This window comes from Pseudomonas sp. F007, assembly GCF_057814275.1.
This window is the reverse complement of the sequence record NZ_JBVATA010000013.1, coordinates 150,342-165,321: the sequence shown is the minus strand read 5'-3', so window position 1 is coordinate 165,321 and position 14,980 is coordinate 150,342. Positions and strand designations below refer to the sequence as shown.

At 64.1% G+C, this 14,980-nt stretch carries 9 protein-coding genes; 6 read left to right on the top strand and 3 right to left on the bottom strand.

Features of this window, described 5'->3' with window-relative positions:
• The coding region (locus ACZYR5_RS28490; RefSeq protein ID WP_489092529.1) for a hypothetical protein at positions 1–217 on the bottom strand (217 nt) is incomplete at its 3' end.
• Between ACZYR5_RS28490 and recC the strand changes: the two genes are divergently transcribed.
• The 6 genes from recC to yfiB all read left to right on the top strand — a co-directional run bounded on the left by recC (position 216) and on the right by yfiB (position 11,879).
• Positions 216–3,665 carry an exodeoxyribonuclease V subunit gamma gene (gene recC, locus ACZYR5_RS28485; RefSeq protein ID WP_489092528.1) on the top strand — a complete coding sequence of 1,150 codons (3,450 nt, stop codon included), beginning with the start codon at positions 216–218 and terminating at the stop codon, positions 3,663–3,665. The two genes, ACZYR5_RS28490 and recC, sit on opposite strands and share 2 nt — an antisense overlap.
• Entirely contained in the window at positions 3,665–7,354 is a 3,690-nt protein-coding gene (recB, locus tag ACZYR5_RS28480) for an exodeoxyribonuclease V subunit beta (RefSeq protein WP_489092527.1), read from the top strand. The genes recC and recB overlap by 1 nt, the downstream gene beginning before the upstream one ends.
• Positions 7,351–9,438 (top strand): exodeoxyribonuclease V subunit alpha, encoded by a 2,088-nt coding sequence (gene recD / locus ACZYR5_RS28475; RefSeq protein WP_489092526.1) that lies wholly within the window; start codon positions 7,351–7,353, stop codon positions 9,436–9,438. The genes recB and recD overlap by 4 nt, the downstream gene beginning before the upstream one ends.
• A gap of 90 nt (positions 9,439–9,528) precedes the next feature.
• On the top strand, positions 9,529–10,104 hold the full coding sequence (gene yfiR, locus ACZYR5_RS28470; RefSeq protein ID WP_489092525.1) for a regulatory sequestration protein YfiR: 576 nt from the start codon (positions 9,529–9,531) through the stop codon (positions 10,102–10,104).
• Complete coding sequence (gene dgcN / locus ACZYR5_RS28465) at positions 10,101–11,369, top strand: diguanylate cyclase DgcN/YfiN (protein ID WP_489092524.1); 1,269 nt, start codon at positions 10,101–10,103, stop codon at positions 11,367–11,369. The genes yfiR and dgcN overlap by 4 nt, the downstream gene beginning before the upstream one ends.
• 6 nt (positions 11,370–11,375) lie before the next feature.
• The gene (gene yfiB / locus ACZYR5_RS28460) at positions 11,376–11,879 is read left to right on the top strand and encodes an outer membrane lipoprotein YfiB (protein ID WP_489092523.1); all 504 of its coding nucleotides are present in this window, start codon (positions 11,376–11,378) and stop codon (positions 11,877–11,879) included.
• A 31-nt stretch (positions 11,880–11,910) separates the two neighbouring features.
• Here the strand turns inward: yfiB and ACZYR5_RS28455 are convergent, their stop codons facing one another.
• Positions 11,911–13,872 (bottom strand): P-loop NTPase family protein, encoded by a 1,962-nt coding sequence (locus tag ACZYR5_RS28455; RefSeq protein ID WP_489092522.1) that lies wholly within the window; start codon positions 13,870–13,872, stop codon positions 11,911–11,913.
• 124 nt (positions 13,873–13,996) lie between these two features.
• Positions 13,997–14,947 (bottom strand): LysR family transcriptional regulator, encoded by a 951-nt coding sequence (locus ACZYR5_RS28450; protein WP_489092521.1) that lies wholly within the window; start codon positions 14,945–14,947, stop codon positions 13,997–13,999.
• Between the last annotated feature and the right edge of the window lie 33 nt (positions 14,948–14,980).

Here is a 14,980-nt window from a genome sequence, read left to right as displayed (position 1 = left end):
TCAGCAGTGAAACGATGCATCGCCGATGGTAGTGTGGGGTTTCCCCATGTGAGAGTAGGTCATCGTCAAGATTAAATTCCGAAACCCCTATCTGCGACTGCAGGTAGGGGTTTTGTTTTTGCGCGCGGGAAAGTTGCCGACTTCCTGCGCAGCCACAACCACCTGATAATGCTAAGGTTCGGCCCTGTCTTTGGCATTTCATCAAGGAAGCATTCATGGCGGACGCCTCGCGACTCAGTACTGGTTTCATGGTGGTTCACGGCAATCGCCTGGACGAACTGCGCAGCCTGGTGGTCAGTTGGATGCGGCGCTACCCGCTGGCGCCCCTGGAAAATGAAATTGCCCTGGTGCAGAGCAACGGCATCGCCCAGTGGCTGAAACTGGCCTTGGCCGAAGACCCCGAAGCCGACGACATGGGCGGCTGCGGTATCGCGGCGGCCATTGACGTGCAGTTACCCGGCAGTTTTATGTGGCAACTGTATCGACAGGTGCTGGGTCACGATGAAATTCCCGCCAAGTCCCTGCTCGACAAAGCACCGTTGACCTGGCGCCTGATGCGCCTGTTGCCGGAGTTGATCGACCAGCCGCACTTCGAACCCCTGCAGCGCTTCCTGACCCACGACAGTGACCTGCGCAAGCGCTATCAATTGGCCGAGCGACTGGCCGACCTGTTTGACCAATACCAGGTGTACCGCGCCGACTGGCTGGAAGACTGGGCAGCGGGACGCCATCAGCTGCGCAACGCACGGGGCGAAAGCAACGCCCTGACCCCGGCCAACTGCTGGCAAGCCGAACTGTGGCGCGCACTGCTGCTGGATGTCGGCGAACAAGGCATGGCGCAAAGTCGCGCCGGCGTGCATCAGCGCTTCATGGAAACCATCACTCGTCTCGATGTAGCGCCCGCAGGCTTGCCATCCCGAGTGATCGTTTTCGGGATTTCCTCGCTGCCGGCCCAGGCCCTGGAAGCGCTCGCCGGACTGGCACGTTTCAGTCAGGTGCTGCTCTGCGTGCACAACCCCTGCCGTCACCATTGGGCGGACATCGTCGCCGATAAAGACCTTTTAAGGCACCAATACAAGCGTCAGGCACGCAAAACCGGAATGCCGGTGGTACTCGACGCCGACACCCTGCACCAACACGCCCACCCACTCTTGGCCGCGTGGGGCAAGCAGGGTCGCGACTACATCAACCTGCTCGATAGCTATGACGATCCCAACAGCTACCGCTCGGCGTTTCGCGATGGTCGCATCGACCTGTTCAGCGACAGCCAGCCAGGTTCGATGCTCAACCAATTGCAGGACGACATTCTCGAACTACGGCCGCTGAACGAAACCCGCGAGACCTGGCCAGCGGTCGATCTCGCCAACGACCAGTCGATCCGTTTTCACATTGCCCACAGCGCCCAGCGCGAAGTGGAAATCCTCCATGACCAGTTGCTCGCACGCTTCAGTGCCAACCCGGAGCTGCGTCCGCGAGACGTCATCGTCATGGTCCCGGACGTCGACAGCTATGCGCCGCACATTCGCGCGGTGTTCGGGCAACTGACCCGTGACGACCCGCGCTTCATCCCCTTTACCCTGACCGACCAGGGTCAGCGCGGTCGAGATCCGCTGCTGATTGCCGTCGAGCATTTGCTCAAGCTGCCGGACAGCCGTTTTCCGGTCAGCGAAATTCTCGACCTGCTGGACGTGCCAGCGCTGCGTGCGCGTTTCGGCATCGAAGAACGCGACCTGCCGACCCTGCATCGCTGGATCGAAGGCGCCGGCATTCGCTGGGGCATGGATGCCGAGCAGCGCGCCGGCCTTGGTCTACCGCAGGCGCTGGAGCAGAACAGCTGGCGTTTCGGCTTGCGGCGCATGCTGCTTGGCTATGCGGTCGGCAGCGGACAGGCCTGTGACGGCATCGAGCCCTACGATGAAATCGGCGGCCTTGATGCAGCGTTGATCGGCCCTCTGGTGGCGCTGCTCGATGCCTTGCAGATTGCCCACGATGAACTCACTCAAGCGGCTTCGCCCGAACAATGGGGTCTGCGCCTGCAAGCACTGATGCAGGTATTTTTCCTCGCAAGCAACGAACACGACGACTACGTCCTCGCACAGCTCGAGCTATTAAGGGAAACCTGGCTGGAGACCTGCGAGGCGGTCGGGCTGCATGACGCACTGCCGCTGACCGTGGTCCGTGAAGCCTGGCTGGCCGGGCTCGACCAGGGCCGGCTGTCCCAGCGCTTCCTCGCCGGTGCGGTGAACTTCTGCACCTTGATGCCGATGCGCGCGATCCCGTTCAAGCTGGTGTGTCTACTGGGCATGAACGACGGTGACTACCCCCGTGCACAACCGCCGCTGGACTTCGACCTGATGGGCAGCGACTACCGCCCCGGTGATCGTTCGCGTCGCGAAGATGACCGCTACCTGCTCCTCGAAGCCCTGCTCTCGGCGCGCGACCAGCTCTACATCAGTTGGGTCGGCCGCAGCATTCGCGACAACAGTGAGCGTCCGGCCTCGGTGCTGATCGGGCAACTGCGTGACCACCTGGCCAACGGTTGGAAGCTGGCAGGCGAGACAGAAGGGCTGCTCGAGGCGATGACCCAGGAGCACCCGCTGCAACCCTTCAGCGCGCGCTATTTTCATGAAGGCGACCCGCTGTTCAGCTATGCCCGCGAGTGGCAGTTGCTGCATGAGCAACAGGAACACCCAGCACCCTCGACCCTGCTCGATCCCTACGTTCAGGAAGAACCCCTGAGCCTGGGGCAACTGCAGGATTTCCTGCGCCACCCGGTCCGGCACTTTTTCAGCCAACGGCTCAAGGTGTTTTTCGAAGCCGCGCAGGCGCCGCTGGCTGACGAGGAACCCTTCGTCCTCGATGCGCTGCAGCGCTATAGCCTGAGCGACAACCTACTGGCGGCCGCCCTCAGCGATCTCGACCAGGCCGAGCCGGTATTGCAGGCGCAAGCGCGGCGCCTGCAGGACAGCGGTTTGCTGCCCATGGCCGGTTTCGGGGAGTGCCTGCAACGCGAATTGATCGAGCCGCTGCCGGACCTCCTGCAGCGTTATCAGCAGTTGCTGGTGTTGTGGCCGACGCCGCAGACCAGCGCATTGCCCGTCTCCCTGCAACTGCACGGCGTGAGCCTGGAAGGCTGGATCGGTGGCCTGCATCAGCGCAGCGACGGCGGACTGCTGTCGGTCACCACCATTCCCAACAGCATCGGCTCGATCAAGAGCCGCAAGTGGCATCGCCTGATCCGTCCGTGGGTGAACCATCTGGTGGCCTGTGCCAGCGGCCTGTCATTGACCACCGGGTTGGTGGCCAGTGACGACACCCTGTTGCTCGACCCGCTGGACGAAAGCACCGCCACTCAGATTCTTGGCGACCTGATGCAAGCCTGGCAGGCCGGCATGCGCCAGCCCCTGCCGATCGCGGTGAAGACCGCCTTCGTCTGGCTCGGTCAGAGCGATCCGAACAAGGCCGATGCTGCCGCGCGCAAGGCCTACGACGGCGATGGCCAGAACAGCGAAGGCGAGCGCCGCGAAAGCCCGGCGTTGGCCCGCCAGTTCAGCGACTACAACGCGCTGATCGCCGATGAGACGTTTACCCTCTGGTGCGATGCCCTGTACCGTCCTTTGCACGCAGCGCCCTGGCGCTCATTGACCGGCGAGGAATCGCACTGATGACCGCGACGCTACCCCTGGCCCTGGCGTTTCCGCTGCGTGGCAGCCAACTGATCGAAGCCAGTGCCGGCACCGGCAAGACCTTCACCATTTCCGCGCTGTACCTTCGCCTGGTGTTGGGCCATGGCGACGCGAGCAGTGGCTTCGGGCGTGAATTGCTGCCGCCGCAGATCCTCGTGGTGACCTTCACTGATGCTGCAACCAAGGAGCTGCGCGAGCGCATCCGCACCCGATTGGCGGAAGCGGCACGCTATTTCCGCGACGAGACGCCAGCCCCCGATAGCCTGATTGCCGAGCTGCGCGACGAGTACCAAGCGCAGCACTGGCCTGGCTGCGCCAACCGCCTGGACATCGCTGCACAGTGGATGGACGAAGCCGCTGTTTCGACGATTCACAGTTGGTGCCAGCGCATGCTGCGCGAGCACGCATTCGACAGCGGCAGTCTGTTTACCCAATCGCTGGAGACCGATCACAGCGATTTGCTCGGCGAAGTGGTGCGCGACTATTGGCGCCTGTATTGCTACCCGATGCAGGGCGATGCGCTGAACTGGGTGCGCAATCATTGGGGTGGCCCGGCCGCCTTGTTGGGACGGGTGCGCGGTTTGTTCGACAGCGAGCGCGACAGCGTTGCAGGACGTGAGCCGGCCGAGTTGATCGACGAGTGCCTGCAGCAGCGCCGCGAGGCCCTGGTCTCCTTGAAAGCGCCCTGGACCGACTGGGCTCAGGAGCTGCGTGCGATCTGCCTGCAAGGCATCGCCGACAAGGCGGTCGACGGGCGCAAGATGCAAGCGCGCTACTGCGAGCCCTGGTTCGAGAAAATCAGTGCCTGGGCCGCGGATGAAAGCCTCGAGGAATTGGACATCGGCACCGGCTTCACCCGCCTGACCCCAGACGGCATGGCCGAGGCCTGGAAAGGCCAGGCCCCGGACCATCCGAGCCTGGAAGCGATGGCCGGACTCAAGGCCCGGCTCGACGCATTGCCGACCCCGGATGCGGCGGTGCTCAAGCATGCCGCGCAGTGGATCGGCGCGCGCTTCGAGGAAGAGAAACGCCGGCGTGCGGAAATGGGCTTCGATGACATGCTGCTGCGCCTGCGTGCGGCGTTGCAGGCCGAGGGCGGGGAACGCCTGGCGAGCCTGATCCGCGAGCAGTTCCCGGTGGCGCTGATCGACGAGTTCCAGGACACCGACCCGGTGCAGTACCGGATCTTCGAGAGCATCTACCGCATCGAGGACAACAACCCCGAATGCGGGCTGTTCCTGATCGGCGATCCGAAGCAGGCGATCTACGCGTTCCGTGGTGCCGATATCTACACCTACCTGCGCGCCCGCCAGGCCACCAGTGGCCGGTTGCACACCCTGGGCACCAACTTCCGTTCCAGCCACGGCATGGTCGAGGCGGTGAACCACGTGTTCCTTAGCGCCGAAGTGCGCGAGCAGGGGCGTGGTGCATTCCTGTTCCGCGAGCCGGACGGCGACAACCCGGTGCCCTTTGCCCCGGTGCAATCCCAGGGGCGCAAGGAAGTCCTGCAGATCAATGGCGCGGTCACACCGGCGCTGAACATCTGGCACCTGGCGAGTGAGCAAGCGCTCTCCGGCGCAGTCTATCGGCAACAACTGGCCGCCGCCTGCGCCAGTGAAATCACCGCCTTGCTCAACGCCGGCCAACAGGGCCGGGCCGGTTTTGTCCGTGACGCGCAACCACTCAAGGGCCTGCTGCCGGCGGACATTGCGATCCTGGTGCGCGACGGCAAGGAAGCCCAGGCGGTACGCAGCGAGTTGTCGGCGCGCGGGGTGCGCAGTGTCTATCTGTCGGACAAGGACTCGGTGTTCGCCGCCCAGGAGGCCCATGACCTGCTGAGCTGGCTCAAGGCGTGCGCGGAACCCGACGTCGAGCGGCCGTTGCGCGCAGCGTTGGCGAGCAACACCTTGAACCTGTCGCTGGTTGAACTGGAGCGCTTGAATCAGGACGAACTGGCCTGGGAATCCCGGGTCATGCAGTTCCGTGAATATCGCAGCCTGTGGCGCAGCCAGGGCGTGCTGCCGATGTTGCGCCGCCTGCTGCACGACTTCCGCTTGCCCCAGGCGTTGATCGCGCGCAGCGATGGCGAACGGGTGCTGACCAACCTGCTGCACCTCTCGGAACTGCTGCAACAGGCCGCCGCCGAACTGGATGGCGAACAGGCGCTGATCCGTCATTTGTCCGAGCACCTGGCGTTGTCGGGGCAGGCCGGTGAAGAGCAGATCCTGCGTCTGGAAAGCGACGAGCAACTGGTCAAGGTGGTGACCATCCACAAGTCCAAGGGCCTCGAATACCCGCTGGTGTTCCTGCCGTTCATCTGTTCGGCCAAGCCGGTGGATGGCAGCCGCCTGCCGCTGCATTACCACGATGAACAGGGCAAGGCCCAGGTCAGCCTGAACCCGACGCCCGAGCTGATTGCCCTGGCCGATCATGAGCGGCTGGCCGAAGACCTGCGCCTGCTCTACGTGGCCTTGACCCGTGCCCAGCATGCCTGCTGGCTGGGCGTCGCCGACCTCAAGCGTGGCAACAGCAACAGCTCGGTGCTGCACCTGTCGGCGTTGGGCTATGTGCTCGGCGGCGGTCAGGTGTTGGCTGAGTCGGCGCAGTTGCAACGCTGGCTGCTGGACCTGCAGCAAGGCTGCGCCGCCGTGCACCAGGGGCCGCTGCCGATTGCCACGGACGAGCGCTACCAGCCGCCGCGCAACACCGCGCAGTTGCTGGCGCCTTTGCTGCCAACACGGCGTGCTGCGGAAAACTGGTGGATCGCCTCCTACAGCGCGCTGCGCATCAGCGACAGCCTGGCCCCGGGCAGCGACGAAGCACCGGAAAGCCCGCAGGCGCAGAAACTCTTCGATGACGAACGACTTGACCCCGATGCGCCCCGTGAAATGCTCGCCAGCGGTGGCGATATTCATCGTTTTCCTCGCGGCCCCAACCCCGGGACCTTTCTTCACGGTCTGCTGGAATGGGCGGGCGAGGAACGCTTCAGTGCCGAGCCGAAGTTGATCGAGGATGCCATTGCCCGGCGCTGCAACCGTCGCGGTTGGCAGGGTTGGATCACCACCCTCAGCGACTGGCTGCAGCACCTGGTCCAGCTGCCGCTGCCGGTGGGCCGCGAGCAACCGCCGGTGGTGCTGGGGCAGTTGCGCGAGTACCGGGTCGAGATGGAGTTCTGGTTCGCCAGCCACAAGGTCGATGTGCTCAAGCTCGATGCACTGGTACGCCAGTACACCCACGCCGGCGTCGCCCGGGCGGGGGCCGAGTCGGTGCTGCTCAATGGCATGTTCAAGGGCTTTATCGACCTGACCTTCGAGCATGCCGGGCGCTACTACGTGGCCGACTACAAATCCAACTGGCTGGGCGCCGATGACTCGGCCTACAGCGAGCAGGCCATGGAGCAGTCGATCCTCGACCATCGCTACGACCTGCAGTACGTGTTGTACCTGCTGGCCTTGCACCGTCAGCTCAAGGCGCGGCTGGCCGACTACGACTACGACCGCCACGTCGGCGGCGCCCTGTACCTGTTCCTGCGTGGCACGCGCGCGCCGGGTCAGGGCGCCTGGTTTGCCCGTCCGCCACGGGAACTGATCGAACGCCTGGACCGGATGTTCCAGGGCCAACCAGAGCCCAGGGCCGAAGCCGCCTGGGTGCAGGGTGAACTGCTATGAAACGCTCCTTTGCTGACCTGTTACCGACGCCTTTGACCGACGACAGCCTGGCGCAACTGGCACCGCTGAGCAGCGCCCGGGATTTGTTGCGGCTGCTGGAACGCTGGGTCGAGCGCGGCTGGCTGCGGGCGCTGGACAAGGCCTTCGTCGGTTTCCTCCACGAGCGCGCCCCCGACGGCGATCCGCTGGTGCTGGTGGCGGCAGCGTTGACCAGCCACCAGTTGGGTCACGGTCACGTCTGCCTCGACCTGTTCGAAACCCTCAAGGAACCGGATTTCGCCCTGTCCCTGCCGCCGGAAGGCGACGCACAGAGCGGCGCCCAGTTACTGCCCTCGCAATTGCTCGAGGCGCTGGAAGGCGCGCACTGGTGCAAGGTCCTGGCGAGCAGTCCGTTGGTGGCATTGGCCGCCGATGCCAGCGCCGAAGCCGCGCAACGGCCGCTGATACTGTCCGGCAAGCGCCTGTACTTGCGGCGCTACTGGACCTACGAACGGCGCATCGATGATGCCTTGCGTCAGCGTCTATCAGCCGCTGAGCCGACACCGCCTGACCTGTCCGAGCGCCTTGCCGGACTGTTCGGCGCGGCGCGTGCCGGTGCACCGATCGACTGGCAAAAACTCGCCTGCGCCCTGGCCACCCGTGGTGCGTTCAGCATCATCACTGGCGGCCCCGGCACCGGCAAGACCACCACCGTGGTGCGGTTGCTGGCGCTGCTCCAGGGCCCTGCGGTGGAAGCCGGCACGCCGCTGCGCATTCGCCTCGCCGCACCGACGGGCAAGGCCGCCGCACGCCTCACCGAATCCATCAGTCAGCAAGTGCGCACCTTGCAAGTCGCCGCTGCAGTCAAGGACAAGATCCCCAGCGACGTGACCACCGTCCACCGTCTGTTGGGCAGCCGTCCCGGTACCCGGCATTTCCGTCACCACGCCGGCAATCGCCTGCCGCTGGATGTGCTGGTGGTCGACGAAGCGTCAATGATCGACCTGGAAATGATGGCCAACCTGCTGGACGCCTTGCCGCCCCATGCGCGGCTGGTGCTGTTGGGCGACAAGGATCAGTTGGCCTCGGTGGAAGCCGGTGCGGTGCTCGGTGATCTGTGTCGCGATGCCGAAGCCGGCTGGTACAACCCGCAGACCCGCGCCTGGCTGGAGGCGGTCAGCCACGAGTCATTGGCCGACAGTGGCCTGCACGAGGACCAGGACGGCACTCACCCGCTGGCCCAGCAAGTGGTGATGCTGCGTCACTCGCGGCGGTTTGGCGAAGGTAGCGGCATCGGCCAGCTGGCGCGTTGGGTCAACCAGCAGCAGGCCGATGAGGCACGCAAGTTGCTCGCCGCGCGCAGCCGCGCCGATCTGTTTTCCCTCGCGCTCAAGGGCGAACAGGATCGGGCGCTGGAGCGCCTGCTGCTGGACGGCCATGGCGAGGGGCCGCAAGGCTACCGGCATTACCTCAGTCGCCTGCGCAGCCAACGGCCTTCGGCCCAGGCCGCGGCTGACGACCCGTGCTGGGTCAACTGGGCGCGGGATGTGCTGCAGGCCTTCGACGCGTTCCAGTTGTTGTGCGCAGTGCGCAAGGGGCCCTGGGGCGTCGAAGGGCTCAACCAGCGGATTACCGCAGCGCTGCTCAAGGCCCGGCTGATCGACAGCGACCAGCAATGGTACGAAGGCCGTCCGGTGCTGATGACCCGCAACGACTACGGCCTGGGGCTGATGAACGGCGACATCGGCATCGCCCTGAAATTGCCCGAGCGCGACGCTGAACCGGCGGGGCGCCAGGTGCTGCGGGTGGCCTTCGCCCGCAACGATGGCCAGGGCGGCGTGCGTTTCGTGCTGCCGAGCCGGCTCAACGATGTGGAAACCGTGTACGCCATGACCGTGCACAAATCCCAGGGCTCGGAATTTGCCCACACCGCGCTGATCCTTCCGGATGCGCTGAACCCGGTGCTGACCAAGGAATTGATCTACACCGGCATCACCCGGGCCAAGGATTGGTTCAGCCTGATCGAGCCCCGTGGCGGGGTGTTCGAGGAGGCGGTCAGACGCAAGGTCAAGCGCTTGAGCGGGTTGATGTTGGAACTGCACTAGCCCGCGGAGCAAGCGGCGCAGCCTCGCCGCTGTTTCGGCGCTGTGCTATCGTTGCGGCATCATTTCGCAACGATCAACGAGAATGCCTGCATGAAGCTGACTGTCTTGATGACAGAGTGCATGGTCAGCTGTAGGCGATGGCTGCTGGCAGCCATTCTCTGTTTATCCAGCGTTGCCGCCTGCGCCGAGTCGCCCGCTCCAGTGAGCGTGGCCGAGCAACGTGCCGTGGCGGTCACCCAGGTGGTGCTCGGCATTCTCAGCTACGCCCGCTGGCCGGTTGAGCCTGCGCAACTGCGCCTGTGCGTGATCGGCCCCACCGAATACACCGACGACCTGGTCAAGGGCACGACCCAGGCCACCGGGCGTCCGGTGGTGGTACGACGTTTTCTCACCAGCCATCCGGCGATTGCCAGCGACTGCGAGGCGGTCTATATCGGCAAACTTTCCCCGCAGGAACGCGAGACATTGTTCTCCTCGCTGAGCGGGCATCCGGTGCTGAGCATCAGTGAGGCGGACGATGACTGTACGGTCGGCAGCCTGTTCTGCCTGCGAGTCAGCGACGCCCATGTGGCGTTCGACGTCAATCTCGACTCGGTGGCACGCAGTGGCGTGCGCATCCACCCGAGCGTCCTGCAACTCTCGCGTCGCAAAACGGCGGCGCCATGAAGCTATTCAACAAGGATGGCCGAGCGACGCTGCGTTCGGTGATTGGCCGCGGCAACCTGATGATTGCCCTGGTGGGTGTGACCATGACCAGCCTGTCCCTGACCCTGCTCGGGGTCCTGGCCTTGCGCGCCTACGCCGATCACAACCTGGAACTGATCGCCCGCTCGATCAACTACACCGTGGAAGCGGCGGTGGTGTTCAACGACAACGTGGCGGCGACTGAAGCACTGGCGTTGATCGCCTCGAATGAGGAAGTGGCGGACGCTCAGGTATTCGACAGGCGAGGGCAGTTGCTGGCGCGCTGGCAGCGTCCGGAAACCGGCTGGGTGTCGCAACTGGAGATGCAGTTGGCGCGGGCGGTGCTGGAAAAACCCATGCGCCTGCCCATCGTCCACGAGGGGCGTGAAGTCGGCAGCATCCTGGTGGTCGGCCACGGTGCGAGTCTGCTGCGCTTTCTGCTCAGCGGACTTGCCGGGATCATCGCCTGCGCCGCCATCAGTGCCTGGGTCGCGCTGTACCTGGCGCGTCATCAACTCAAAGGCATCACCGGCTCGCTGCGCCGGTTGGCGCAGGTGGCGCATGCGGTGCGCAGCGAACGGGCTTTCGATCAGCGCGTGCCACCGGCACGGATCGCCGAACTGGATAACCTGGGCAATGACTTCAATGCCCTGCTCGATGAACTCGAGTCGTGGCAGACCCACCTGCAAAGTGAAAACGAATCCCTCGCCCACCAGGCCAGCCACGACAGCCTGACCGGCCTGCCCAACCGGGCATTTTTTGAAGGCCGCCTGATGCGCACCCTGCGCACGGCGAAAAAGTATGACGAGCGAGTGGCGGTGTTGTTTCTCGACAGCGACCGCTTCAAGGCGATCAACGACCAGCATGGTCACGCCGCCGGTGACGCGGTGCTGATGGCGGTGGCGACTCGGGTGCGCGCGCAGTTGCGCGAGGAAGACCTGGTGGCGCGCCTGGGTGGCGATGAGTTCGCCGTGCTGCTGACGCCGCTGCACAAGCGCGAAGATGCCGAACGCATCGCCGACAAGATCATCAGCAGCATGCAGGCACCGGTGCAATTGGCCGACGGCCAGACGGTGCAGACCTCGCTGAGTGTGGGGATCGCGATCTTTCCGGATCACGGCGCCACACCCGGCGACCTGTTGCATGCCGCGGACGCGGCCATGTACCAGGCCAAACGCCTCTCTCGAGGCGGGCAATACACGGCAACGTCGGAGCACCTTGCCGCCCCTTTGAAAAACAGGAGCTAACCCCCCGTGTCCCCAGTTTCCCAGCGTTCCCTGCGCTTTTTCATGTTCTCCCTGTTCATGGCCATGCTCGCCCTGGGCGGCTGTCAGACCGCCCCGCAAAAAGGCCTCAGCCCCGCGCAGATCGCGGTGCTCAAACAGCAGGGCTTCGAGCTGACCGACGGAGGCTGGGAGTTCGGCTTGTCGGGCAAGGTGCTGTTCGGCAGTGACGACGACAGCCTCAATGCGCAGAGCAGTGCCATCGTCCAGCGCATCGGCAAGGCCCTGCTGGGTGTCGGCATCGATCGGGTGCGGATCGACGGCCACACCGATGCCTCGGGCAAGGAAGCCTACAACCAGCAGCTTTCGGTGCGCCGTGCCAAGAGCGTGAGCACTGTCCTGCAGCAGGTCGGCATGCGCGAAGAAAACATCCAGCTGCGCGGATTCGGCAGCAGCGTACCGGTCGCCACCAACAAGACCGCCACCGGCCGCTACGAAAACCGCCGGGTGGCGATCGTCGTCAGCAACGACTGAGGGGCAGCAACGCGGCCGGGCCTGAGCTCAATCAGTAGCCGTGGGACTCGCGGTATTTCTGGTAGTCGTGATACTCGACCCACTCGATCAGGTCAAAAGGAAGGTAGAGCTGTTGCCTGGCGCGAGAGATCGCGATGTACACCAGGCACAGACGCTCGTCGAACGCGTAGGCGTCCTTGAATTTACCGTTGCTGAGCAGTTCGGGGGTCAGTAGCACGCGGTCGAACTCCATGCCGCCAGCGTCCTCGGCCAGCATCAGCATGCAGCTCTTGCCGGGGCTGCCCACGACGCGATTCAAGCGCGTCACGTCGGCCATCTTGAAGCCTTTTTCCAGCACCGCCTCGACCCACAGGAACGCCTCGTCGAATTGATGGGCCTCACGCACCTGCTGCCAGTCGCTCAGTTCGCTGAAATCCCCATGTGACCCCAGCGTGCTGCTTTCGACACTGTAGTAGCGCGGGTTGAACAACATGACGGCGGTGGTCATGAACAGCTCGAGGTCCTGCTGCGCGGTTTTGTCCGGGAAACAGAACGCACAGCTGGCATCCTGCAACTCGATCATCCACTTCATCATGTCCCAGCGCGACGCGGCCAGCACCACGCAGCCCTCGGGGGGCACGAAGCCTGCCGGATAATGCTCGATGCTGACGTCAGCCTGTGAAGAGCCCTCGAACGGGACCTTGATTTTCTGCGAGTGCAGGCCGATCAGCGGGTTGACCAGGCGCTCGATATTGCGACCTGAGCGCACGCAATAGCTGATCGTGCTTTGCCGCACTTCGCGCGATCGCCTGGCCATTTCGCCACGCGCCTGCTGATACTCATCACCGAGGGTAATCAGCACCTGACGCCCGCGCTCGATGATCTGCAGCAGTGAGGCGGGAATGTCCTGGCTTTCGTCAATCAGCACATGGGTAAAACGATCAGGCACCCGGCAACCCGCCAGGCTCGCCCGCTTGATCAGCCATAGCGCTTCGAACCCGGTCTGCCCGGCCCAGGCCGGATTCGCCTCGAGGTAAGTCCAGAGACGGCTGGTGTATTCAAGGAGGACCTTGGCCTCCAGGCTGGACAGGGCCACCTTGAAATGCGGCAGGTGTTTGTTCGAGAAGCTGCTGTCTCTGGACTGACAGTAGTGCTTGAGCACCTTGAGGCACACCTCCAGTGTCGCCTGCCCGTCGTGGTCACGGAAACCGAGGATATTCAACTGCTGTGCCAGTGCGGGTTTGCCAGGCCCCTTGCCTGGCGGACGCACAGGCTGCGGTCGCGGACCGTGCAACAGCACTCGCGCAAAGTCACCGAAGGTCGTGCCTTTTTTCCTGTTGCCCGCCGTCCCCATACGCTGCCGAAGCTCGGCCAGCTTTTCCGGGGTGCGCGCCAGCACCAAGGTCCCTGCGGGCCGCAGGCATTCCATCAAGGTGCCGATCAGGTGGCTTTTGCCAATCCCGGCGTAACCCTGGACGTGCAGGTCTTCGTCGAGGTTGGCGCGGAAGGTCCTGACCAGCTTGTCTTGCGCATCACTCAGCCACCGTTCGCGATGAACGGGGGTGACCATCTGGCGGATAAAGGGATTGTTGCTGCTGTGCTGGCGGATCTTGAAATCGAAATCCCACTTGCCATCGGCCAGCAGGTAAGCGCGCGCCTGGACTTCCTCGGCAAGCAACAGGCGCAGGTGCAAAGGCTTGAGCGCTTCCAGGCCGAAGTACAGCTTGCGCGGATCAAACAGCCGTTGCGCCTCTGACAACAAACCCGTTGCCGTTGACTGCCGGGAGTCGACCGCCCACCCCAGGAGCCTGGCCAGGACCCGCTCGGCGGCAGCCGCGTTGAGGTCTTTTTCGGGCGCCTGGGCCAGATTCTGAATGACCAGCATCGCCGCCAGCTCGGGATCCGACAGACTGGCCAGGGTCGTTGCGCCATCGGCCAGCAACAGGCTCTCACAGCGTTCAGCTGTGATAGGCAGGAACACAGGGCTGGATAAATCAAAATGTTCCGGGTGCATAAAAACTCGCAATCAGGGGGCGACCCGCCACGGGATACTCGACGTCGCTGGGGGCAAGCATAAGCCATTGCGCCCATGGCCTCGACGCCGTCTGCGATTTCCTGCCCATGGGCTCTGGCATGAGCTAGGTGTCGGCAAAGTGCATCTCCCGCGTCTGTCCCATCAACAGCGCCTGATTCTGCTCGGTGACGCTGCGGATGTAGTCCCAGAGGAGGGTGATGCGCTTGAGCTTGCGCAGGTCTTCGCGGCAGTACATCCAGAACTGCCGGGTGATGTTGATTTCTTCCGGCAACACTGGCAGCAGGCGCGGATCCTGGGCCGCGAGGAAGCACGGCAGGATCGCCAGCGAGCGGCCTTGCTGGGCGGCGACGAACTGGGCGATGACGCTGGTGCTGCGCAGGTTGGCGCTGGCGCCGGGCAGGACGTTGGCCAGGTACAGCAGCTCCGAACTGAAGGCCAGGTCGTCGACGTAGCTGATGAATTGATGCCGGGCCAGGTCGGCCGGGCGGCGGATGGGTGGGTGTTGGTCGAGGTAGTCCTGGGTCGCGTACAGCTGCAGGCGGTAGTCGCAGAGTTTGCAGCACACGTACGGGCCGTGCTCCGGGCGTTCGAGGGCGATGACGATGTCGGCTTCGCGCTTGGACAGGCTGATGAAGTGCGGCAGCGGCAGGATGTCCACCGAGATCGCCGGGTAGGCGTCGACGAAGTGGCTCAGTTGCGGGGTGATGAAGAAGCTGCCAAAGCCTTCGGTGCAACCCATGCGTACGTGCCCGGATAAGGCCACGCCGGACCCCGACACCTGCTCGCAGGCCATGTGCAGGGTGCTTTCGATTGACTCGGCATAACCCAGCAGGCGCTGGCCCTCGGCGGTCAGCACGAAGCCGTTGGTCCGTGATTTCTCGAACAGCAAGGTGCCCAACGCGCCTTCCAGCGAACTGATGCGTCGCGACACCGTGGTGTAGTCCACCGCCAGGCGCTTGGCCGCGGTGCTGGCCTTGCGGGTGCGGGCCACTTCGAGGAAAAACTTCAGGTCGTCCCAATTCAGGGAGCCCAGGGATGTGATGTTTTTTTGCATGTTGGACCGGCTTTTATGTGCGTTCTTATTAGA